The 22,948-nt window shown below is 57.1% G+C and carries 19 protein-coding genes and 2 pseudogenes; 20 read left to right on the top strand and 1 reads right to left on the bottom strand.

All coding sequences use genetic code 11. The annotated features are described in order from the left end of the window. The first annotated feature begins 10 nt into the window (after positions 1–10). The 17 genes and pseudogenes from ASF29_RS03270 (at position 11) to ASF29_RS03350 (ending at position 19,067) form a co-directional block, all read left to right on the top strand. Complete coding sequence (locus tag ASF29_RS03270; protein WP_062448427.1) at positions 11–910, top strand: sugar ABC transporter permease; 900 nt, start codon at positions 11–13, stop codon at positions 908–910. Continuing rightward, positions 907–1,791 (top strand): carbohydrate ABC transporter permease, encoded by an 885-nt coding sequence (locus ASF29_RS03275; protein ID WP_062448429.1) that lies wholly within the window; start codon positions 907–909, stop codon positions 1,789–1,791. The genes ASF29_RS03270 and ASF29_RS03275 overlap by 4 nt, the downstream gene beginning before the upstream one ends. A 35-nt stretch (positions 1,792–1,826) precedes the next feature. After that, positions 1,827–3,347: a DUF5060 domain-containing protein gene (locus ASF29_RS03280; protein ID WP_062448430.1), complete on the top strand. Its 1,521-nt coding sequence runs from the start codon at positions 1,827–1,829 to the stop codon at positions 3,345–3,347. A gap of 18 nt (positions 3,348–3,365) precedes the next feature. Continuing rightward, entirely contained in the window at positions 3,366–4,430 is a 1,065-nt protein-coding gene (gene ugpC, locus ASF29_RS03285) for a sn-glycerol-3-phosphate ABC transporter ATP-binding protein UgpC (protein ID WP_062448432.1), read from the top strand. A gap of 246 nt (positions 4,431–4,676) precedes the next feature. After that, positions 4,677–5,561, top strand: coding sequence for an AraC family transcriptional regulator (locus ASF29_RS03290; RefSeq protein WP_062448434.1), 885 nt, complete (start codon positions 4,677–4,679; stop codon positions 5,559–5,561). Positions 5,562–5,668: 107 nt separating this feature from the next. Next, a complete protein-coding gene (locus ASF29_RS03295) occupies positions 5,669–6,580 on the top strand; it encodes an ABC transporter substrate-binding protein (RefSeq protein WP_062448435.1) in 912 nt (303 codons plus the stop codon). A 70-nt stretch (positions 6,581–6,650) separates the two neighbouring features. After that, positions 6,651–8,153: a sugar ABC transporter ATP-binding protein gene (locus ASF29_RS03300; protein WP_062448437.1), complete on the top strand. Its 1,503-nt coding sequence runs from the start codon at positions 6,651–6,653 to the stop codon at positions 8,151–8,153. Continuing rightward, entirely contained in the window at positions 8,143–9,126 is a 984-nt protein-coding gene (locus ASF29_RS03305) for a ribose ABC transporter permease (RefSeq protein ID WP_062448438.1), read from the top strand. Before ASF29_RS03300 ends, ASF29_RS03305 begins: the two co-directional genes overlap by 11 nt. A gap of 38 nt (positions 9,127–9,164) precedes the next feature. After that, positions 9,165–9,896, top strand: a complete 732-nt coding sequence (locus ASF29_RS03310; RefSeq protein WP_062448440.1) for an SDR family oxidoreductase — start codon at positions 9,165–9,167, stop codon at positions 9,894–9,896. A gap of 71 nt (positions 9,897–9,967) precedes the next feature. Beyond that, positions 9,968–11,602 (top strand): FGGY-family carbohydrate kinase, encoded by a 1,635-nt coding sequence (locus ASF29_RS03315; RefSeq protein ID WP_062448442.1) that lies wholly within the window; start codon positions 9,968–9,970, stop codon positions 11,600–11,602. A 236-nt stretch (positions 11,603–11,838) separates the two neighbouring features. Further along, positions 11,839–11,985: pseudogene (locus ASF29_RS03320) on the top strand (SDR family NAD(P)-dependent oxidoreductase); the annotation flags it as partial. Between the two features lie 62 nt (positions 11,986–12,047). Beyond that, positions 12,048–12,760 (top strand): annotated as a pseudogene (locus ASF29_RS03325) (SDR family oxidoreductase); the annotation flags it as partial. A gap of 193 nt (positions 12,761–12,953) precedes the next feature. Then, a complete protein-coding gene (locus ASF29_RS03330) occupies positions 12,954–13,460 on the top strand; it encodes a sigma-70 family RNA polymerase sigma factor (RefSeq protein WP_062448448.1) in 507 nt (168 codons plus the stop codon). Positions 13,461–13,543: 83 nt separating this feature from the next. Then, entirely contained in the window at positions 13,544–14,497 is a 954-nt protein-coding gene (locus tag ASF29_RS03335; protein WP_062448450.1) for a FecR family protein, read from the top strand. A gap of 108 nt (positions 14,498–14,605) precedes the next feature. Next, on the top strand, positions 14,606–16,999 hold the full coding sequence (locus tag ASF29_RS03340; RefSeq protein ID WP_062448451.1) for a TonB-dependent siderophore receptor: 2,394 nt from the start codon (positions 14,606–14,608) through the stop codon (positions 16,997–16,999). After that, positions 16,999–18,234, top strand: a complete 1,236-nt coding sequence (locus ASF29_RS03345) for an MFS transporter (RefSeq protein ID WP_062448453.1) — start codon at positions 16,999–17,001, stop codon at positions 18,232–18,234. The genes ASF29_RS03340 and ASF29_RS03345 overlap by 1 nt, the downstream gene beginning before the upstream one ends. Before the next feature lie 107 nt (positions 18,235–18,341). Beyond that, on the top strand, positions 18,342–19,067 hold the full coding sequence (locus ASF29_RS03350; RefSeq protein WP_062448680.1) for a L,D-transpeptidase: 726 nt from the start codon (positions 18,342–18,344) through the stop codon (positions 19,065–19,067). Positions 19,068–19,073: 6 nt separating this feature from the next. On the opposite strand, the gene ASF29_RS03355 is transcribed toward ASF29_RS03350, so the two are convergent. Continuing rightward, positions 19,074–19,691: a hypothetical protein gene (locus tag ASF29_RS03355; protein WP_062448454.1), complete on the bottom strand. Its 618-nt coding sequence runs from the start codon at positions 19,689–19,691 to the stop codon at positions 19,074–19,076. 130 nt (positions 19,692–19,821) lie between these two features. Here ASF29_RS03355 and ASF29_RS03360 point away from each other — a divergent pair, with 130 nt between their 5' ends. The 3 genes from ASF29_RS03360 (at position 19,822) to ASF29_RS03370 (ending at position 22,858) form a co-directional block, all read left to right on the top strand. Further along, on the top strand, positions 19,822–20,250 hold the full coding sequence (locus tag ASF29_RS03360) for a DUF1810 domain-containing protein (RefSeq protein ID WP_062448682.1): 429 nt from the start codon (positions 19,822–19,824) through the stop codon (positions 20,248–20,250). A gap of 326 nt (positions 20,251–20,576) precedes the next feature. Further along, a complete protein-coding gene (locus ASF29_RS03365) occupies positions 20,577–21,281 on the top strand; it encodes a carbonic anhydrase (RefSeq protein WP_062448456.1) in 705 nt (234 codons plus the stop codon). A gap of 5 nt (positions 21,282–21,286) precedes the next feature. Continuing rightward, positions 21,287–22,858: a SulP family inorganic anion transporter gene (locus ASF29_RS03370; RefSeq protein WP_082453351.1), complete on the top strand. Its 1,572-nt coding sequence runs from the start codon at positions 21,287–21,289 to the stop codon at positions 22,856–22,858. The last annotated feature ends 90 nt before the right edge of the window (positions 22,859–22,948 follow it).

A 22,948-nucleotide genomic window follows, 5' to 3' on the forward strand; every position in this document is an offset into this window, starting at 1 on the left:
GGAGGAGAGCATGTCTTTAAAACGGACCTCGCATGACCCACGCGCACAGGCTTTCATTATGCTCGTGCCAGCGCTGGCGATCTATGCCATCTTCGCGCTTTACCCGATGCTCGACGTCGTGATTTTGAGTTTTCAGAAATGGAATGGGCTCGATCCCGAGCGTCAGTTCGTCGGGTTTTCCAACTACTCCGCGATCTTCACGCGTGATCCCGTATTCTGGGTCGCTTTCCGCAATACCGTCATCTGGACGTTGATGAGCCTGATCTTCCCGCCAATCGTGGGACTTCTTCTTGCGCTCAGCCTCAATCAGAAAATTTTCGGGCGCAACAGTCTGCGCGCCATTTTCTACCTGCCGGTGATCATTGCCCCTATCGCGGTCGCGACGATGTGGAAGTGGATGTACGATCCTTTCTTTGGTCTTTTCAGTCAGTTGCTGACGGATTGGGGTTTGCAGAGCTGGATCAAGGATTGGCTTGGCAACCGCGATATCGCGCTCTATTCGGTTTTCGTTGCATATCTCTGGCAGACCGTCGGTTTTTCGATGGTTCTCTTTCTGGCTGGCCTTCAAAATGTTTCGCAGACCCTCGTTGAGGCTGCGCGTATCGATGGTGCTGGCCGCTGGGCAGTCTTCAAGCATGTGACGCTTCCGGCGTTGCGTCCGACCCTGACCATCGTACTGGTACTTTCCATCATCTCGTCGCTCAAGGCTTTCGACATCGTCTATGGCTTGACCGGCGGCGGTCCTGCCCAAAGTACGCAGATGCTGGCGTTGTGGGCCTTCACGCAGGCGATGCAGATTTTCGATTTCGGCCGCGGTGCAGCGATTTCGGTCGTGCTGCTCCTCATCACCATGACGATCGTCATCCCTTATCTGCGGTGGTCGCAGAAGAACGAGGAGGTGGAAACATGACCGTCATTCAGCCCGATGTTCCATACGGCAAGGATGATATCGCGCCATCCTCCGCGAAAAGAGACCCGGTCCTGATCGGACTTTGGATCGCACTTCTTCTCGTTGCACTGATCTGGGTGGCACCCTTCGTCTTCATCGTTTTCACATCCTTGAAGACACCGGCTGCCGTAACGAGTACCGGTGCATTCATGCCGCCCACGCAGCTTGCTTGGGACAATTACTCAGGAGCGTGGAGCCGGGGAAATTTTGCCAACTCCTTCTTCAACAGCGTCATCATCACGATTATAAAAGTGCCGCTGGGGCTGGCATTATCCGCCATGGCGGCCTATGCGCTGGCCAAGATCAGGCTGAAAATCGGCAAGCTTCTGCTCCTGCTTGTCGTGTTCGGCACGATGATCCCCTTTCAGGTCATGCTGGCGCCCCTGTTTACGCTGGTAAATTCCTTTGGGCTCATCGATACCTATCCCGGCGTTATTCTGCCCTACATTGCCTTTGGCGTTCCGTATCAGGTCTTTATCCTTCACGGATTTTTCAAAGGCATTCCGAAGGAGCTGTCCGAGGCTGCCCTGATCGATGGAGCCACGCATTTCACCATCTTCCGGCGCATATTCCTTCCTGTGTGCCTTCCCGTCCTTGCCGCGTTGTTCATCCTGGACTTCGTTTCAACATGGAACGAGTTCGCCATGGCGCTGGTGCTTCTTCAGGACCAGAACATGTGGACGCTGCCGCTGGGGCTGATGTCGTTCCAGGGCCAGTTTTCAAACAATTACGGCCAGCTCAACGCAGCGATCGTCATGACCGTGCTGCCCGCAACGCTCGTCTATCTGATTTTCCAGCGCTACTTCGTATCCGGACTGACGTCCGGTGCGGTGAAGGGCTGAGGTAAATCCAAATCATGCTTTCAGGAGAATACAAGATGTCGGACGCAAATGTCGAAAAGTGGGGCGTATTCGAGGCGTCGTTCAAGGGGCCATCAGATGGCAACCCCTTCGTCGATGTGGCTTTCGAAGCCATTTTCACACATAAGAGCAGGCATGTTCGCGTCCCTGGTTTCTATGATGGAAATGGCACGTACCGTGTCCGCTTCATGCCCGATATCGAGGGTTCATGGACATTCGAGACCAACTCCGAGACAGCAGAACTATCGGGAAAGAGTGGTGCCTTCACCGCAACGGCCCCGTCTGTAGGCAATCACGGCCCTGTCAGGGTCAGAAACAAGTTCCATTTCGCGTATGCCGATGGCACTCCGTTCTTTTCCTTCGGCACCACCTGCTACGCCTGGACGCATCAGCCGCTTGAGATGCAGCAACAGACTTTGGATACGTTGGAAAAAACGCGCTTCAACAAGATCCGCATGGGCGTGTTTCCAAAGGACTATCCATACAACGTCAATGAACCACTGCATGATTGCTTCGACAAAAAAGCTGATGGTAGCTACGACTTCGACAGGCCGAATGTCGCGCTGTTCCAGCATTTCGAAAAGCAGGTCGCAGCCCTGTGCGAACGCGGTATCGAGGCCGATATCATCATGTTCCATCCCTATGACCGGTGGGGATATGCCGATATGCCCGCCGAGCAGGATTACCGTTATGTCGCCTATCTGGCGGCGCGCCTTGCTGCCTACCGAAACGTCTGGTGGTCGCTTGCCAACGAATATGATTTTCTTCTCGACACAAAGCCCATGGCGCAGTGGGATCGCTATTTCCAGATTCTGGAAGAGAACGATCCCTACCAGCACCTTCGCTCAATCCACAATGGCAATGTGACTGCGAATTACGATCACCGCAAACCTTGGGTGACGCACACATGCATTCAGAACCCTGATGTCAAGCTCACACAGGAGTGGCGCGACACCTACGGCAAGCCCGTCGTCAACGACGAACCGGAATACGAGGGTGATATCCTCGAATCTTGGGGTAACCTCACAGCCAGGGAACTCGTGCATCGGTATTGGATCACGATGACCCGTGGTGGTTATGCGGGACATGGTGAGACCTATTCCCACCCACAGGATCTGATCTGGTGGGCCAAGGGCGGCCAACTCCATGGCGAAGCTTGGAAGCGCATTGGTTTCCTAAGGGATTTGCTGGAAGCGGATGTCAGGAACGGCCTTGATCCGCTCGGTCCCGTCACCCAATGGCCTTGGTCACGTGTCTCGGGTGCCCGAGACGGCGATGGCGATTTCCGGCTTATCTATTTCGGCGAGCATCAACCCATAATCTGGTCGTCGGGATTGCCGATGGATGGCGATGATTACGAGGTAGATCTCATCGATACATGGGAAATGACGATCACGCCCGCGAAGAAGGTGGCGGCGCCCATTACCCATCCGGTGCGTCATGGCGCAGTGGTGCGTGGCGGCAAGCCGGATGCGGCGTTCGGGGTTGAAATTCCGCGCAAGCCTCATCAAGCGCTTCGCGTCCGCAAGACGCGATAGAAGGCCGGGAGCACAGATATGTCGAGCTTGAGCATAAGCAACGTCAAGAAATCCTTCGGTGCCGTCAATATTATCCACGGGGTCGATGTCGAAATAGCCGATGGCGAATTCGTCATTCTTGTTGGTCCTTCGGGGTGCGGCAAATCCACCTTGCTGCGCATGATCGCCGGACTGGAGGATATCTCCGGCGGACAGATCAGTATCGACGGCAAGGTGGTCAATGATCTTCAGCCGAAAGACCGTGACATCGCCATGGTCTTTCAAAACTACGCACTCTATCCGCAAATGACCGTGGCGCAGAATATGGGGTTCGCGCTTGAGCTCGCTGGCGTCAAAAAGCCGGAGATCGAGAAGAAAGTTGGAGAGGCCGCAGCGATTTTGGGGCTTGAACCGCTTCTGCAGCGCAAACCGGGCCAATTGTCCGGCGGTCAGCGGCAGCGTGTGGCGATGGGACGGGCGATTGTGCGCGATCCGAAGGTGTTCCTCTTCGACGAACCCTTATCGAACCTCGACGCAAAATTGCGGGTGAAGATGCGAGCGGAAATCAAGGCGCTGCATCAACGCCTCAAGACTACGATCGTGTATGTCACCCACGATCAGATCGAAGCAATGACGATGGCCGACAAGATCGTCGTACTTCAGGGAGGCCGGGTCGAGCAGATCGGCACGCCACTGGAACTGTACGATCGTCCGAAGAATATCTTCGTCGCAGGTTTTCTCGGATCACCAGCAATGAATTTCCTTGAAGGCACCGTGAGCGAGGGTGATGTCATCACGCTCAAAGGTGGCTCACGAATGACGCTGTCGCGAACACCTCGAGACCGACTTGGGTCTCCGGTTCTATTAGGAGTTCGGCCCGAGGATATTGCGATCGGTGCGGACGGCGATGTCAAAGCCACAGTCAAACTTATCGAACCAACCGGGTCGGAAACGCATGTTCTGGTGGACGTAGAAGGCCAGGAGCTAACCTGGATCGTTCGCGACCGCGTCGACCTCGAGCCAGGCCAATCTGTACACCTATCCTTCAAAACGAAGAATGTTCATTTTTTCGACTTGAAGACCGAGCAACGTCTCGAAGCCTAGAAGGGGCGTGGCGGCGATCTTTCATGGCATCATAACTGCCATCAGCGGGTGCGCGGTGGGGTTTTCTCACCTTCGCCCTGCGAATTATTGCGCAGTGCAGCGTCAAAAAAGTATCAGCTTAAACTTCGCGATGATGTAGATGCGCAGGAAAATCAGTGCTTAATATCCTCCCGTTGACGGAATATGCAAAATCGGAGGTTTGCATTTCTGGTCACTTGTCTTTCGCGCTCGGTAGGAGGAGACGCTGTGCAACCCGATCTGGAACTCGTCCATATCCGCAAAGGCGAATCCTTCGCAGCCTGGACGCACGGCTATCCATTTCGCACCGTTCGCTGGCACTATCACCCTGAATACGAGATACATCTGGTCGTTGCGACCTCCGGCCGCTTCTATATCGGCGACCACATCGGCCGCTTCGAACCGGGGCAGTTGATCGTTACCGGCCCCAACCTGCCGCAAAACTGGATTTCCGAGATCGAGCCGGATGAGATCGTGCCTGCGCGTTCGCTGGTCATCCAGTTCCCTCAGAAATTCGTCGAGGATAGCATTGCTGGTATGGTGGAGATGGAGGCGATTTCTCCGCTGCTAGAGCGCAGCCGACGCGGCTTACTCTTCGACAAAGACACCAGCGATGCGGTGCGCCCGCTGATCGAAACGCTGATTGAAACACGCGGCCTCAAGCGATTGGCCCTGTTTTGGGAAATTCTCGATGTGCTGGCCACTGCGCCGGAGCCTGAGGTTCTGGCCAGCTTGAGTTACGAACTCGATCTGTCGAACATCCATGAATGCGGTGTCAACCGTGCGATTGCCTATCTGCGCGAACATCTGACCGACGACATTGATGAGCGCGATCTGGCCGAGATGGTCGGCCATAGCCCGAGTTCGTTTTCGCGGGCCTTCAAACGGCACACCGGCACGACGCTGGTGCGCTACCGCAATCAACTGCGGGTCGATCTCGCCTGCCTGGCGCTGCTGACTCGGCCTGAAACAAAAATTGCCGAAATTTGCTACGAGATCGGCTTTTCGAACCTGTCCAATTTCAACCGGCATTTCCAGAAACTGAAGGGAATGCCGCCCTCGCAATTCCGCGCAACTTTCAACGCCAACGGAGCCTTCAAAGCCGCGGGATAAACGAAACACGTCCATACCCCTTCGCGGGGAACAGCAATTCGGGAAGCGTGGTGCTTTCCGGAAACGGACAGGCTTTGCCTGTCGTCGTCCAAAGGGAGGAAGCCGGGATGAAAAAGACACTGACCGCGTTGTCGATTGCCGTCGCCACACTGGCGGCAAGTTCGGCTCTTGCGCAGGATGCCAAGCTCAAGATCGGCATGACCTTTCAGGAAATGAACAATCCGTATTTCGTATCGATGAAGGAAGCGCTGGATGAGGCAGCAAAATCCATCGGTGCAGAGGTGATCGTCACCGATGCCGCACATGATGTCGCCAAGCAGATTTCCGACGTAGAGGACATGCTGCAGCAGAAAATCGACATCCTGCTTCTCAACCCAACCGACTCCGCTGGCGTTGAAGCTGCGGTGCAGGCAGCCAAGGCACAGAACGTTATCGTCGTTGCGGTGGATGCCAATGCCAACGGTCCGGTCGATACGTTCGTCGGATCGAAAAACAAGGATGCCGGTTACCAGTCATGCCAGGCACTCGGCAAGGCCATTAACGGGGAAGGTGAGGTTGCGATCCTCGACGGCATCCCTGTCGTGCCGATTTTGCAGCGTGTCGAAGGCTGCAAGGAAGCGCTTGCCGAATTCAAGGGCATCAAGCTGGTCGACACACAAAACGGCCGTCAGGATCGCTCGGTCGCACTCGGCGTGGTCGAAAACATGTTGCAATCGCGCCCGAACCTGAAGGGCATCTTCTCTGTCAATGACGGAGGTGCGATGGGCGCTCTTGCCGCCATTCAGGGTTCTGGCCGTGACGTCAAGCTGACCTCAGTCGATGGCGCACCCGAGGCCGTCAAGGCTATCGCCGAAGGCACGCAGTTCGTTCAGACCACGGCGCAGTTCCCGCGCGACCAGGTACGCGTCGGCCTTGCCATGGCGCTTGCCCAGAAGTGGGGTGCGCGCGTGGTGCCGAAGGAAGTACCAATCGATGTGCGCCCCGTCACCAAGGAAAACGCTGCCGATTTCAGCTGGTAAGCGCCTTCCAAGCGTCACCCTCGCCACAAGGCGAGGGTGATCCCTATCCATTCAATTGCGGGAGGAAACGATGCTCGAACTCAGAGGCATCAAGAAGAGCTTCGGCAAAATCGAGGTTCTACATGGCGTCGATCTGACCGTGCAGGCGGGCGAAGTTCATGCTCTCCTGGGCGAGAACGGTGCCGGCAAATCCACGCTGATGAAAATCCTGTGCGGTATTCTCAAGCCCAGCGAAGGCGAAATCCGGATCGATGGTGAGGCACGTCAGTTCGCCGACTACAACGAAGCCATCGATGCAGGCATCGGCGTGGTCTTTCAGGAATTTTCGCTGGTTCCTTATCTGAACGCGGTCGAAAACATGTTTCTGGCCCGCGAAATTGTAAATGGCCTCGGGTTCATGAAGCGGGCCGCTATGCGAAAACGTGCTGGCGATATCATGAAACAGCTCGGCATCACCATTCCGCTCGGCGTTCCTATTCGCAGCCTTTCGGTCGCGGAACAGCAATTCGTCGAAATTGCCAAGGCGCTGGCGCTCGATGCCCGCATTCTCGTTCTGGACGAGCCGACCGCAACGTTGACGCCTGCCGAAGTCGAGCACCTTTTCCGGGTGATGAGAAGCCTTCGCGCGCAGGGCGTTGCCATCATCTTCATCTCGCATCACCTGGAGGAAATCTTCGAGATATGCGACCGCATCACCGTGCTTCGCGATGGCGAATATGTCGCGTCTTGCGATGTTGCCGAGGTGGATCAGTCGCGGCTTGTCGAGATGATGGTTGGACGCCGGATCGAGAACAGTTTTCCGCCAAAGCCTGTCATTCCTGCCGAAGCAAATGTCGTTCTCGATGTCGAGGAAGTCCAGCTTGCCAAGGGCGGCCCTGTTTCCAGTTTCCAATTGCGGGCAGGGGAAATTTTAGGTTTTGCCGGTCTGGTGGGTTCCGGTCGAACGGAAACGGCGCTGGCCATGCTGGGTGCCTACCCCGCCACGCGCTGCAGGCTGCGGATGAATGGCGTGGAGATACGCTTTGCCGACCCTTCCGAAGCACTGGCTGCCGGTATCGGTCTTCTGCCCGAAAGCCGGAAGGAACAGGGGCTGATCACCAGCTTCCCCATTCTGCATAACGTCTCGCTCAACAATTACGGCAAATATCTTCTCGGCCATTTCTTCATCAACCGCAGCCGCGAGCTGAGCGATACACGCGCGGCGATGCAGAGTGTGCGGGTCAAGGCGCCAAACCCGCATGTACGCGTCGATACTCTCTCAGGCGGTAATCAGCAGAAGGTCGTGATTGCGCGCTGGATCAACCACAATATGAAAGTGCTGATCTTTGACGAGCCGACACGCGGTATCGATGTCGGGGCCAAAACCGAGATTTACCAGCTGATGCGCGATTTCACTGCGCGCGGCTATTCCATCATCATGATTTCGTCGGAGCTGCCGGAAGTGATCGGCATGTCCGACCGGGTCTGCGTTTTCCGCTCGGGAGGCATCGTCGCGACCGTGGAAGGCGACGCAATCACCTCCGAAGAGGTGATGACCCACGCAACAACCGGGAGAACACGACATGTCGCATGATGCGGACGCTATTACCGGCGCTCAGGCAGAGGCCGCGACGCCAATCTGGAAATCGATCATCCATTCGCCGCTGGCGTTGCCACTGGCCGGTTTGATCGTTGTCTCATTGCTCATGGGTTTTGCCTCGGACAACTTCTTTTCCGTTTCGAACATTCTCAATGTTTTGAGACAGGTCTCCATCGTCGCTATCCTCGCCGTCGGCATGACCTTCGTCATCCTGACGGGCGGCATCGACCTTTCTGTCGGTGCGGTCATGGCGCTGGCGGGTACGATTGCAGCTGGGCTTATGGTGCATTTCGGCATGCCGGGCTGGGCTGGTTTGCTCGCCGGTGTCGCTCTAGCGATCGGGCTTGGACTATTCAACGGTATTCTTGTCGCCTGGGGCCGCATGCCAGCCATCATCGTCACCCTTGCCACGATGGGCATCGCTCGCGGTGCAGGCCTGATCTATTCGGGCGGTTACCCGGTCTCTGGCTTGCCCTCGTGGATTTCCTGGTTCGGCGTTGGCCGCATCGGTATCATTCCAGTGCCGGTGATTGCCATGGTCATTGTCTATGCACTGGCCTGGGTCCTATTGGAACGCACCGCCTTCGGACGCCATGTCTATGCCATCGGCGGCAATGAGACGGCTGCGAAACTCTCAGGCGTCAAAACCGGTCGTATCAAGCTTGCCGTCTACGCCCTCTCAGGCCTTACCGCTGGTCTCGCAGCCATCATCCTGACCGGCCGCCTGATGTCCGGCCAGCCGAATGCGGGTGTCGGTTTCGAACTCGATGCCATAGCCGCCGTCGTTCTTGGTGGTACGGCTATTGCAGGCGGGCGCGGCTTGATCCTCGGGACGCTGATCGGCGCGGTGCTTCTCGGCATTCTCAACAATGGCCTGAACCTCATGGGCATCAACCCGTATCTGCAGGACATCATCCGCGGCTTCATCATCCTTCTCGCCATCTACATCGCGCGCGAATGGCGCTGACCGAAAACCTCCCAACCATACATCACAGGAGAAACCAAATGGCTCAATCACTGGAAGGCAAGATTGCCGTCATCACCGGCGCTGCCTCGGGCATCGGACTAGCGACCACCGAAAAGCTGCTGGAAAATGGCTGCACCGTCGTCATGGTCGACTGGAACGAAAAAGCGCTGAATGAGCTTGTCGCCAAGCTCGGCAAAAACGCCATTCCACAGGTCACCAACCTGCTCGACGCGGAAAGCTGCGCGGCAATGGTGCCGGAGATTCTCGCGAAGGTCGATCACATCGACATCCTCTACTGCAACGCTGGCACCTATATAGGTGGCGATCTGACCGAAACGACAGCCGAAGAGATTGACCGTATGCTCAATCTCAATATCAATGCGGTCATGAAGAACGTGCATGCCGTCGTACCGCATATGAGCGAACGCAAGACCGGCGACATCATCGTCACCAGCTCGATTGCCGGGCATTATCCGACCCATTGGGAGCCGGTCTATGCTGGCTCCAAATGGGCGGTCACCTGCTTCGTTCAGACCATGCGCCGCCAGATGATCCCCCACGGGGTGCGCGTCTCGCAGGTTTCTCCAGGCCCCGTGCTGTCGGCGCTGCTGGCGGATTGGCCGGAAGAAAACCTTCGCAAGGCAAAAGAGTCCGGTAGCATCATCGACCCGTCGGAAGTCGCAGATGCTGTGGAATACATTCTGACACGCAATCGGAATGTGACGATCCGCGATATGCTGGTGTTGCCGACCAATTTTGACCGCGTCTGAGTATGATAAAGGTGTCGTCGCGCCTTGGTCTGCGGACATGGCGCGACGATTTGCAATGAATGGAGGATGTTATGGACGGATATTTCATCGGCGTTGATGTCGGTACAGCGTCTGCACGCGCAGGTGTTTTCGATGCTGCTGGCACGCTGCTGGCTTCTGCCAAGCATGACATCCTCATATTTCGCGATGATAGTGGTCACGTAGAGCAATCAAGCGCGCAGATATGGGACGCCGTCTGCGCTGCGGTCCGCGATGCGGTTGGGTCTGCCAGCATTGATCCGGCCTCCGTTGCTGGTCTGGGTTTCGATGCAACCTGCTCGCTGGTGGTCGAGGGTGCCGCTGGCGGTGTCGGCGATCCGCAGCACCCGGAACGCGACATCATCGTCTGGATGGACCATCGCGCGATAGGACAGGCCCGCCGGATCAACGCGATGGGACATACCGTCCTGTCCTATGTCGGTGGCGTCATCTCGCCGGAGATGCAAACACCGAAACTGCTCTGGCTGAAAGAAAACCGACCTGAAATTTATTCAAGCGCCCGGCATTTCTTCGATCTGACCGATTTTCTGACCTGGAAAGCGACTGATGCTTTGGAGCGCTCATCCTGCACGGTCACCTGCAAATGGACTTATCTCGCTCACGAGGGTCGCTGGGACGAAAGCTACTTTGAAGCTATTGGGCTGGACGACCTCGCCTCAAACGGCTTCAGCCGCATCGGTGCGTGCATCGTTCCTCCCGGCACTCCGCTTGGCGCGGGCCTGACGCCTGATGCGGCACAAGCGATGGGTTTGCGGCCCGGCATTGCCGTCGCCGCAGGGCTGATCGATGCGCATGCGGGTGGCGTCGGCACCGTGGCCGCACGGGGCGGCGCGGAGAACCCTGCCGCCTGCCTCGGTTATGTCTTTGGCACATCCTCCTGCACCACGACTACGACGTCAGAACCGGTTTCCGTGCCGGGGGTCTGGGGGCCATATTACTCTGCCATGGTGCCCGGCATGTGGCTCAACGAAGGTGGTCAGTCTGCTGCTGGCGCGGCAATCGACCAGTTGCTCAGCCTGCATCCCTACGCAGAAAAGGCAAAGGAGGAGGCCGCGCGCGAGGGCTTAGGTCTGCCGCAATGGCTTGCTGCGCGCGCACTGGCCTCGGTTGACGACCCATCACAAGCGGTGTTTCTTGCTGGTCAGTTGAACGTCGTTCCCGAGTTTCTCGGCAATCGCGCACCCTTCGCCGATCCTTCAGCGCGTGCGGTTGTTATGGGTTTGGGGATGGAAACCGGCTCTGAAAATCTGGTGGCGCTGTATATCGCAGGTCTTTGCGGTCTCGGCTACGGTCTGCGCCAGATCATCGACACGCAGGCTGAACATGGTGTCTCTATCTCTTCGATTTCGGTATCGGGCGGTGCCGGAACCCACAAGCTGACCCGCCAGATTCTGGCGGATGCGACCGGCGTTGCCGTCGAGGTGACGGCCTGCCCTGAGCCGGTTCTGTTGGGTTCTGCCATGCTGGCCGCCGTTGCGGCGAAAACCTATCCCGATTTGCAGACAGCCATGCCCGCCATGTCGAGCCTTGCCGGTCGAAGTGAGCCGGCTTCTGGCCCGGTCAGGGCTCTGCATGAGGCACGCTACAAGGCCTTCCTCAAAATCCAAAAAATGGCGCGCGAGGTGCGCGACGACATCGAGCCATTATTGACCGCAGGCTCACACTAACCGCCACAACACGCGCATATCTGGAGGAGTGGCTATCCGCTGCTCGACGNCCGAAGACGTTGCCGCCAAAGACGATGGGGGCGATGGAAAGGCCGGTTGGGCTCTGCATGAGGCACGCTACAAGGCCTTCCTCAAAATCCAAAAAATGGCGCGCGAGGTGCGCGACGACATCGAGCCATTATTGACCGCAGGCTCACACTAACCGCCACAACACGCGCATATCTGGAGGAGACACCATGCAGTTTTCAGGCAAATCCGTCATCATCACCGGCGCCGGCAAAGGCATCGGCCGGGCCTGCGCCAAGATCATGGCGGAGCGAGGGGCAGACGTTATCGCCCTCAGCCGCATGAGGCACGCTACAAGGCCTTCCTCAAAATCCAAAAAATGGCGCGCGAGGTGCGCGACGACATCGAGCCATTATTGACCGCAGGCTCACACTAACCNGCAAATCCGTCATCATCACCGGCGCCGGCAAAGGCATCGGCCGGGCCTGCGCCAAGATCATGGCGGAGCGAGGGGCAGACGTTATCGCCCTCAGCCGCACCGCCTCCGATCTCGACAGTCTGCGCGCTGAAATCGGCGGACGCTCGGTTGTCGTTGACCTCGCCGACCCGGCAGCGACGCGTCGGGCCATGGCCCAAGCCGGAACAGCGGATTTCCTCATCAACAGCGCTGGCATCAATGTGCTGGAGTCGAGTTTCGACATGACGGAAGAGGGCTACGAAGCCGTTATGGGCATCAACCTGCGAGCAGCCCTCATCACATGCCAGGAGTTTGGCCGCGCCCGTGTCGCAGCTGGCGGTGGCGGCGCTATCGTCAATATCACCTCCATTGCCGGACATCGCGGCTTTACCGAGCACCTATGCTACGCCGCCTCAAAAGCGGGGTTGGAAGGTGCTACCCGTGTCTTCGCCAAGGAATTCGGACCGCACGGCATTCGCGTCAATGCCGTGGCACCAACCATAACACTCACCGAACTCGCAGTGGCTGCCTGGAGCGATCCGGTCAAGTCGCAGCCGATGATGGTCCGCCACCCGGTGGGTCGCTTTGCCGAGGTTGACGATGTAGCACGCACGATTGCCGTTCTTCTTTCGTCGGATACGGCCATGGTCAACGGTGCAGTCTTGAGTGTCGATGGGGGCTTTCTCGCCGTCTGACGGTATGACCCTCATATCATCCGCTGGGCACTCAACCTTGATACGAGCGAGGTCACGACCCGACTTGGCTTTTTTTGGCTAGCGTCATTGCTGAAGCCGCTATAAAGATGATTATAATAATCATGTATTCGGGCGCTTAGATCGAGGCAGTTGGTCGCCTTGGGCGACCGCAGCTGTTGAGCGAAGTCCGTTTATGAGTAGATCATTGCTGCACCTTTTGGCGACGGAAGAAGAGGGTCGGCTGATCCGCTTTTTCCAGCAACGTCTTCGAGACCGAGAGGACGCAGCTGACGCGATGCAGGAGACCGCTTTGCGGGCATTGCAGGTCTCGCAAGCGACCTTGATTGAAAACCCGAGGGCATATCTTTTCCAGATCGCGAAATCCGTTGCGCGATTGACGATCATGCGGCAATCGCGGGACCGCTCCTTGTCGATACCCTTGGAAGAGGGGCTTGCGGTGCCCTGCGACAGACCAGATCAGGAACACATCCTCGCTGCACGCCAACATCTTTCCATCATGGCGCGCGAGATAGAGAGCTTGCCTAAACGCTGTCAGGAAGTGTTCGTGCTGAGCCGTATTCATGGATTGTCCAATGGAGACATCGCCGCCAGGCTGGGCATATCTCGCAACATGGTCGAAAAGCATATTATAAAAGCCTTGCTACACTGCCGTGCGGTTCGCGCAAAAATAAATCTATGAGGGAACGTCAGGCGCTCGTCTCTTTCTCACTCCTTATATAGAGATGAACAGTTACATCGAACTTCGAGAACGGCGATCTTCCCATGCGTGAACACCAGAGCGAACCGCTTGCTGATGGTCTTGCCGAAGAGGCAGCATTTTGGGTGGCGCGTATCCAGTCAGCCGACGCGACAGAGGCAGATCACCGCGCGTTTCAGGAATGGCTGGCCCGCGACCTGGCGCACCACCGCGCCTATGAAGAATTGAGAGACCTTTGGAGCGATATGCGGGATGTGCGTATTGCTCATCCGGGGGATCGGAAACGCATTGCTTCGGGCCGGAACATCGCCACCACCCTTGGTGTCGTCTGTCTCTTGAGCCTGGCGGCGTTTGTGGGGCAGCAAAGCGGTATCGTCGATCGGTTACAGGCGAACTACTACACGACGGTCGGTGAGACCAGCGTCGTTACGCTTGAGGATGGGACTCGTGTCACTCTCAACACCGACGCCGCTATCCAGACACACTATACGGATCACGAGCGTCGCATCGTTCTCCTGCGCGGGGAAGCCTTCTTCGACGTAACCAGCAACCCGCACCGTCCCTTCCTTGTCGACAGTGATGGATTGACCGCGAAGGCGCTGGGTACCCATTACTCGGTGAGATCAGCAAATGGCGCTTTGCCACAGGCGGTTCAGGTCGAAGAAGGTCAGGTCGAGGTGGCGACACCTGCCGGGAAGGACCTTTTGGGGGCAGGCGATGTGCTGACTCGTGACACCGGCGGAAAACTGGTGCGCTCCAGGCAAGACGTTGCCAGCAACACGGCTTGGCGGGATGGAAAACTTGTCTTTTCGGGGCAGCCACTGCGCGAGGTTCTGAAAACTCTGGCGCAATATCGCCATGGCAAAATTGTTGTCCTTGATGAGAATGCCGCTCGACTGAACGTTTCCGGCATCTTCGATCTGAACGACACCGATCAGGCCCTTCGTATTCTGGAAGCCGATCTTCCTGTTGCCGTGACGAGACTGTCCGGCATGATGGTGATTGTTCGGTCCCGATAATTTTTCGCCTGACGACGTCAGGAGGCAAGCGCCCTTTTCACTCTAGGTCAACAGAAAGCATTGCGCCGTTGCGCGATGAACTGCTGATCAGGTGTGGAAGGGAATAGGATGACTTTTGCGAAAAGGCTAAACAGGCGACTTTCGCTGACGACTGCAATACTTGGGCTGTCGGTCGCGAGCCTGTCGGGTCCAAATGATGCCGTAGCGCAAAGTGCCTCTCCCGCGCCTGTCGCAAACACCCTGTCCGTACCTGCCGGGCCGTTGGAAAACGCCATTCTGGCCCTCGGTCGTCAAGCCAATCTCCGCATGCTTTATCCCTCGGCGATTACCAGAGGTAAAACGACACCGGGCGTCAAAGGCCCCCTTTCCGTTTCGGCAGCGGTGACTCAACTGCTTGCGGGATCGGGTTTGAGTTTCACGGTCACCGGTTCAAACACCGTCCGTATTTTCGATCCTTCGGTTGCTGGCAATCAGGCCGCAGTCGGTGCTGGTGGTTCTACAGTCCTCGAAACGATTGTCGTTGACGGCAATGGGCAGGACGGGGTGGAAGGCATAGTGCAGACGAATGGCTATGTCCCCAAATCCGGCCGCACGGCAACCAAGACGGATACGCCTGTCGCAGAAACGGCGCAGTCCGTGTCTGTGGTCAGCCGCAAGCAACTGGATGACAGGCAGCCGCAGAATGTAACGGAAGCGATAAGTTACACGCCGGGTGCCCGTGGTGGGCAATTTGGCGGCGAGCCGAGATATGATTCCTTTCGCGTCAGAGGCATCGACCTCCAATATACAGGCGTATTCCGTGATGGATTGCGCCAGATAAACAGCCCGAACGGCCTGTTCCGTCTCGAAACCTACGGTGTGGAAGCCCTGACTGTTTTGCGCGGTCCGGCCGCATCGATTTATGGTGCAAGCAGCGCCGGCGGTCTGGTCGACATTATCTCCAAACGCCCGACCGAAGAGCCGTTTCGGGAAGTCGAGCTGCAATATGGTTCCTATGGGCGCGCTCAAGCCGCATTCGATATTTCGGGGCCCGTTACGGATGATGGTTCCGTCCTGTACCGACTGACAGGAGTTGCACGCGACGCTCGAAACGAAGTGAAAGCTGTCAAGGACGACCGTGTCATGATCGCGCCTGCCGTGACGTGGAAGCCGGATGAGGGGACCACCTTCACTGTTCTCGGCGAGTATATGGATTCTACGACTGGTGGGACCTGGGGCTACATCAACAACTATGGCCCCGACGGCGTTTCATTGGGGGCGACTCCTGTCTATGGCGGCGATGCCCGTTTCAACGATTTTCGGCAAAAGCAGTGGCGCATTGGTTATGAACTCGAACATGAGCTCAATGACGCGCTGACGTTGCATCACAAGCTGCGTTACTCCGAACTCTCGTCTGACCAAGAATATGTTTTTGATCGTTGGCCCGGCGTCGTCTACGAAGACAACAAGGGCGTGTCCACGGATACCTATCTGGAAGGCGAATTTCAGACTGGAAAGGCGCAGCACAAGCTTATCGCCGGCGTGGACTACAGCTTCATGGAGTACACCTCCCGACAAGGCAGCGGCGCAACTCAGTTCACGGACACGTCCACCTATGTGCCTGTCGCAACTACCTTTGAACGCCAGAAACAAAACGCGATCGGCGTCTACATTCAGGACCAGATCGAGGTAGATGCATGGCGCATCGGCCTCGGTTTGCGGCACGATTGGCATGACAGTGAATTTTCGAAGGATGGTGTCCATTACGCTCGAAACGATAGCGAAACGACATGGCGCGCGTCGATCGGTTACGTGACGCCCTGGAACATCATGCCCTATGTCAGCTATGGAACCTCTTACCTCGCCAATCCAGGCGTGCCCTTCGGGGCAACGGCTCAGGCCCAGCCAACGCTTGGAGAGCAATACGAAATCGGGGTGAAATATGAGGTGCCCGACAAAAACCTCCTCGTTTCGGCTGCTTACTTCGATATCGATCTGGAGAATGCAAGCGTCTACACGTTCGACACATCGGTCAACAGGAACGTGCTGCGGCAACTCGATTTGCACTCCCGTGGCGTCGAACTGGAAGTGACGGCGTCTCTGGACAATGGCTTGAGCTTTACCGGCGGCTATTCCTACAACGACGCCGAAATCAAAAAGCTGACGGCTCAAACCGTTGGCAATCAGTTCAACTCAGCACCCTATCATTCGTTCTCGCTTTGGGCAGACTACGACATTCAGGAGGGGGCGTTGGAAGGGCTCGGCATCGGTGCCGGTATTCGTTACGTCGGCTCGAGCTTTGGTGACGACCTTCATACCCCGGTTTTGAACAACAGTGCGCGCACCTTCGTTGATGCAGCCGTTCGATATGACCTCGGTCAACTCAACGGTGCCATGGAAGGCGTCAAGCTGCAGGTCAATGCGACGAACCTGCTCAATGAGGTCAATCAGGTTTGTACTGCCGGGTTCTGCTATTACGATGAAGGTCGGAAAGTCGTTGCCAGCGTCAAGTATCGCTTCTGATGCTGCAGAACACCTCTACACATGAAAGGCCGTCGCCTGCCGCCGTTTTCGCTGCGGTTGGCGGACTTTATATCGGCCAGAGTGTCATCGGCGGATTGACGTTTTTAGGCCTCCCTGCGGTTTTAAGAGCCGCAGGTCTTCCGCTTGACCAGATCGGGCTGCTGTATCTGGTCGTTTTGCCATGGGCTCTTAAATTTCTCTGGTCGCCCTATGTCGAGCGTTACCGGTTACCTCGGGTGGGCAGGAATAGATCCCGCATCATCGTGGGTGTGGGCATTGCCCTATGTGCAATTGGTCTTGTCATCCTCGCATTCACCGGCCCGTCTCCGGTCAGCCTGGCCATCGGCATTCTCTTCGTCGTTGCCGTGATTACGGCAACTGTCGATATCGCCTGCGATGGCTATGCGGTCGAGATGCTTGCGATTGCGCATCACGGATGGGGAAACGCTGCACAGGTCGGAGGTTCCTATCTCGGCTCCGCAATCGGGGCGGGTCTGTTTCTGGTCCTTGTCGATCATTACGGCTGGAAAGACGCTACATTGGTCATGGCAGGTCTTTTGCTGCTGCTGGCGCTGCCTTTCGTTTTCGGCCCGGCTGCCAGGACAAGGGTCGAGACCCGTGACGGCGCACCATCTCTCATCAATGCACTCAAACGTCCGCATGTGCGAAAAGGATTACTTGTCGCAGCGCTTTACGTCGCCGCTCAAAAATGGGGGTTGGCGATGCTTGGCCCGTTTCTTGTCGACTACGGCTTCGATCTGGCGACACTGGGAACGTTTAACGGTGCAGGTAGCATGGTGGTGGGTTTTGGCGGCGCACTTTTAGGTGGGCTTCTGGTTCGCGTCTATGGCTCTTCGCGCGTTCTTGTCGTGTCGATCATCGCCCAAATTCTTCTTCTTTGTGTCTTTGCGGCCTTCAGTCTTCATCGGGAGATCGCGCAGTGGATCGTCATGACGGTTGCGGTGATCAGTTCATCCTGTGTCATGTCCATCGGTTTCGTCGCTCTCTATGCCTGCTTCATGGGCTGGTCCGATCCACGGCAAGCGGGGATCGATTTCACATTGTTTCAATGCATGGATGGCATCGTCAGTATGGTTGGAGGCATTGGTGCGGGTGCGATAGCGGAGCGCTTCGGCTATCACGTCGCCTTCTTCGTCGCTGCCGCCGTTTCGTTGTGCGTTATGCCGATGATATCGATACTCTTGAGGTCGCAGCGTTTACCTCCGACATTGTGAGGCCGAGACCAGCCCGTATCGCTGCCTATCCCAAGGATGTGATCCAGACCTGTCTTGCTACAGGCGCCGGTTTAGGCAATGACGAGGCACCTCATATCTGGATTCTCATCATGACTCGTATAGAGCGTCTGACCCGACGCAGCTTCGTCTTTGGCACGATTTCGGCAGCAGCGGCACTGGCAGGCTGCCAGACCGCGACCACGCCTGCACCCTTGCCGCAGGTCGCACGTCGGCCCATACTGCCGCCCGATGACGCGGAACTGAAGTTGCGATACGCAGCGCTGGAGGATGGCGGTCATTCCATTCCGGCAATTCCCTATCAGCAGATTGACCCTAAATATTATCGTCAGCGCGTGAACGATCCGACCGGAGAAAAACCCGGCACCGTTGTCGTTGATACCGGAAACCGCTTTCTCTATGTCGTAGAGCCCGGTGGGACTGCCATGCGTTATGGCGTCGGCATTGGCCGGGATGGATTTGCCTGGGAAGGAGAGGGTGTCGTGCACTGGCGGCAGGCGTGGCCGCGCTGGAAAGTGCCGGACGAGATGATTGCGCGTTCTCCTGGTCTTGCGCGTTACTCGGTGGAAAATGGCGGGATGGATCCGGGCATCAAGAACCCGCTGGGTGCTCGCGCCCTTTACATTTTCCAGAATGGAAAGGACACGCTTTATCGTCTGCATGGCTCACCCGAATGGCAGTCGATCGGAAAGGCGACGTCTTCCGGCTGCGTGCGGCTGGTCAATCAGGACGTTATCGATCTCTATACCCGCGTGCCATACCATGCCCGCATCGTCGTGCATCAACGGCCGTTATCAGGCGCAGCAGCAGTCTAGCGGCCTTCACCGCAGAAGCCCGTCCTTGTCGAAGTCTGCCCATCCCGACAGCTCGGATGATGATCGGTTCGACGCTCGGTTTGACCCAGCCTTTTTTAGCGAGCGCGTCAGCTTTGCCTGATGCGCAGCGCGACGCCTGTTCTCGGCTTTGGTGACAAGATCGTGCTCTCGCCACTCATCGACGATGCCGCTGTTGAGGATGTCCTCGACGATGCGGGGGTCGAAGACGTGGAAGGTGATCCGTTTGGCGCGCCCGCGCAATCTCACGGTTCTGATGCCGCCACTCGGCAGACGCCCGTCATCCAGCCACCGCCGTCGTTCCGTCGTGGAAATCGTCAGTATATCTTCGATTTCCCTCGGCAGAATCGGCAGGCTTTCCATGGTTTTCAGAGCGTTTGTCACGGTGGCGCAGCCAGCTTCGAACTCCTCCTCGTCTTCCTCTGGAAGAGTAAGAATAAGCGTCATGCCTCCGATATCTAGCTGTTTGCGAATGGGCCAAGGTAGCTTTGCGCGGAGTTCCATCAAAATACCTTTGGCCCGCACGGCAGAACCCATGGTCGCCACCGGAGACAGTGTCCATGTTTGGTTCAATGTCGGGACGAGGGTCGCTTTGATCTTTGCCATTAAGGCATAGATGGTTCTTGGCCTCCTGCTGGTCAACATGTGCAAGATCATTTCCAGAACCAAACGAGACTGGAACAGTTAGGCTTCTGACGGTGACAGAATTCCGGCGGTGAAAACACGCCCCATAGAAATTAAAGGAGAAGGCATGCAGTTCGATCTTGATCGCTTCATTGCTGCGCAGGAGGCTCTCTATGAGATTGCGCTTGCAGAACTACGTGCCGGCAAGAAGCGGTCGCATTGGATGTGGTTCATATTTCCGCAGATCGCCGGACTTGGCCGCTCCGAAACTGCCCGTTTCTATGCCATTTCCGGTCAGGCGGAAGCGGCAGCCTATCTTGATAACGACTTGCTTGGCTCCCGACTGCTGGAGTGCACCGAAGCGATGCTGAGCCACTCGGACAGGAGTGCTCATGCTATTCTCGGTTCTCCGGACGACATGAAATTCCGGTCCTGTATGACACTATTTTCTGCAGTTGGCGGGCCCGGGTCGATCTTCGAAAAAACCATCCAGCGCTTCTATGGTGGCGAAGCTGACGAAGAAACCATTGCTCGCCTCTAACGAAATCTCCTAAGCGAAACTCCCGTCTCGTCATTCTGCGCATGTGCATTGCACAAACACGCGGCCTGCAAATGGTTGGGGGTAAGATTTAGGAGGGCTGTTTCCGAAAGAGTCGAAATTGCCCGTCTAATCGCCTAGGAAAGAATGAATATTAGATAATAACGTTATTGATGTTGTTGATTATCGTCTGACTGTAGAGAATTTCCCACCCACTCCTCGTCAGCTACTTGTCATTTTAGCCTCCGTAATTTGTGCAGTGCGAATAGTCGCTTCACTGAGGCGCGGGCCGTCACAGGGCCTCGTCTGAACAGAGGAAGGATACAAGCATGGACGATTTGCTTAAAGGTCTCAGCAGTTTTCGGGATGACGTTTTTCCGCATGAGGCATCGCTCTACCGCCGTCTGGCCAAAGAGGGTCAGCAACCGCAGGCGCTGATCATTTCCTGCGCCGACAGCCGGGTCATGCCGGAAACGATCACTCAGGCCAATGCGGGCGATCTGTTCGTTTGCCGCAATGCCGGAAACATCGTGCCACCGTTCCAGACCGCCAATGGCGGGGTTTCCTCGGCGATCGAATATGCGGTCGTTGCGTTGAACGTTCGCGACATCATCGTTTGCGGACATTCCGATTGCGGCGCGATGAAAGGTCTCTGCCACCCGGAGCGCCTTGGCAGCATGCCCAATGTTGGGGCCTGGCTTCGTCACGGACACGCCGCACACTCCATCGTCTGCCAGGCCTATCCTCCTGATATCGATGAGGAGCAGCGTGTGCGTGCGGTTGCCATGGAAAATGTCGTCATTCAGGTTGCGCACCTTCAGACGCACCCATCGGTCGCCGCAAGCCTCGCGCGCAACGAAATGACACTGCATGGCTGGTTTTTCGACATCGATTGCGGCAGCGTGCTGGCCTATGACGGTCAGAGCTCGCGCTTCCGGGATGTCGCCGATAGCGAGCCAATTCCCGTTGCCGTCAGTGGTCGTGCGGAGCCTCATGTCGTTCCCGAACCCGCAAACCTTGCAATGGCGGGGTGACGGCAATGAGCAACAAAGCGTGGACTGAGGGCGACGAAGGTCGCCCGCTCACCAAACCGTTTGCAACGACGATTGCGGATTTTGCAGCATCGATCGTTGTCTTCCTCGTCGCAGTTCCCCTGTGCCTTGGCATTGCGATAGCGTCCGGCGTGCCTGTTGCCATGGGTCTGATATCCGGCATCATCGGTGGCATCGTGGTTGGCACCCTTGCCGGGTCTCCCCTCCAGGTGTCCGGCCCCGCTGCCGGACTTGCCGTCATTGTATTCGGCTTTGTGGACCAATACGGCATTGCCGCGCTGGGGCCCGTGCTGATGCTGGCCGGTATTCTACAAATCCTGGCAGGTTTCCTGCGGATCGGGTCGTGGTTTCGCGCCATTTCGCCTGCCGTCGTCCACGGCATGCTGGCGGGTATCGGCATCCTGATCATCCTGGGTCAAATCCATGTGCTCATGGATGCGAAGCCAGCGGCGGGTGCGATAGAAAACGTGGTGGCGATTGATGAGACGGTCGGACATCTCTGGCGGGACGGCATGACCAGCCATCTCAGCGCATTGCTGATAGGACTGGTGACGCTTGCATTCATGCTCGGATGGGAAAAACTGCGCCCGCAGTCCATGAAGCTTGTTCCCGGCGCATTGATCGGGGTATTTGTCGCCACTCTTCTTGCCGCAATGCTTGATTTGTCGATCCGTCGTGTCGAGCTTCCGGCGTCTCTCTTCGATGCGGTAACGATACCCGGCGTGGAAGAGTTTGCACGATTGCAGGAGCCCGGCCTTCTGATTGCCGCGATCGTGATTGCGGTTGTTGCCAGTGCGGAAACGCTTCTGTCTGCCGCAGCGGTGGATCGGATGCATGACGGGCGACCGGCGCGCTTCAACAAGGAACTGTTCGCTCAAGGCATCGGTAACGGTCTGTGCGGCATGCTTGGCGGTCTGCCAATCACCGGCGTCATCGTGCGCTCTTCTGCAAACGTGCAGGCGGGTGCCAAGACACGGCTTTCGACGATCATGCACGGCACATGGATCCTGTGCCTGATAGCGTTGGCGCCGCAAGTGCTGGCAATCGTTCCCTTGACGGCGCTTGCGGCCGTTCTGCTCGTCACCGGTTGGCGTCTCGTCAGCCTGCAGCATGTGCGGACGCTGTTCGGCCACTACGGCTGGATGCCGGTTGCAATCTGGACTGTAACGGTCACCATGGTGGTGGTGCAGGATCTGCTGGTGGGCGTCACCGTGGGGCTTGCCCTGTCGCTGCTGCAGATCATTCCGCATCTGCGCCGCCGTTTTCGCATCGAGCGTCAGGAAAGCGAAGATGCGGTGGTGCTCAATCTGGCAGGTGCTGCGACATGCACGAACGTGCCGTCGATCCTCTCGGCCTTCGAGAGTGTTCCGCCGGGTCACAAGGTGGAACTCAAGGCTCAGGACCTTCAGTATCTTGATCACACCTGCGCTGAAACCATCAGCGAATGGCTGAAAAGAGAAAAGCGCAGCGGAAGAAAGATCGAAGTGACGGTCGGCGGATCGGAACGTCATTCAAGCGTCGCGCCCCAGTTCAAGCGCTTCTACGCAGAGGTTGCCTGAGCGCGCTCATGATACGGAAGGGCAGGGCACAACCTTGCCCTTCCGGCACTTAGAGCGTTTCCTTGTTAAATGGAAACAGTTCTGTTGGTT

It is taken from the genome of Rhizobium sp. Leaf262 (assembly GCF_001422245.1).
Classification (GTDB): domain Bacteria; phylum Pseudomonadota; class Alphaproteobacteria; order Rhizobiales; family Rhizobiaceae; genus Agrobacterium.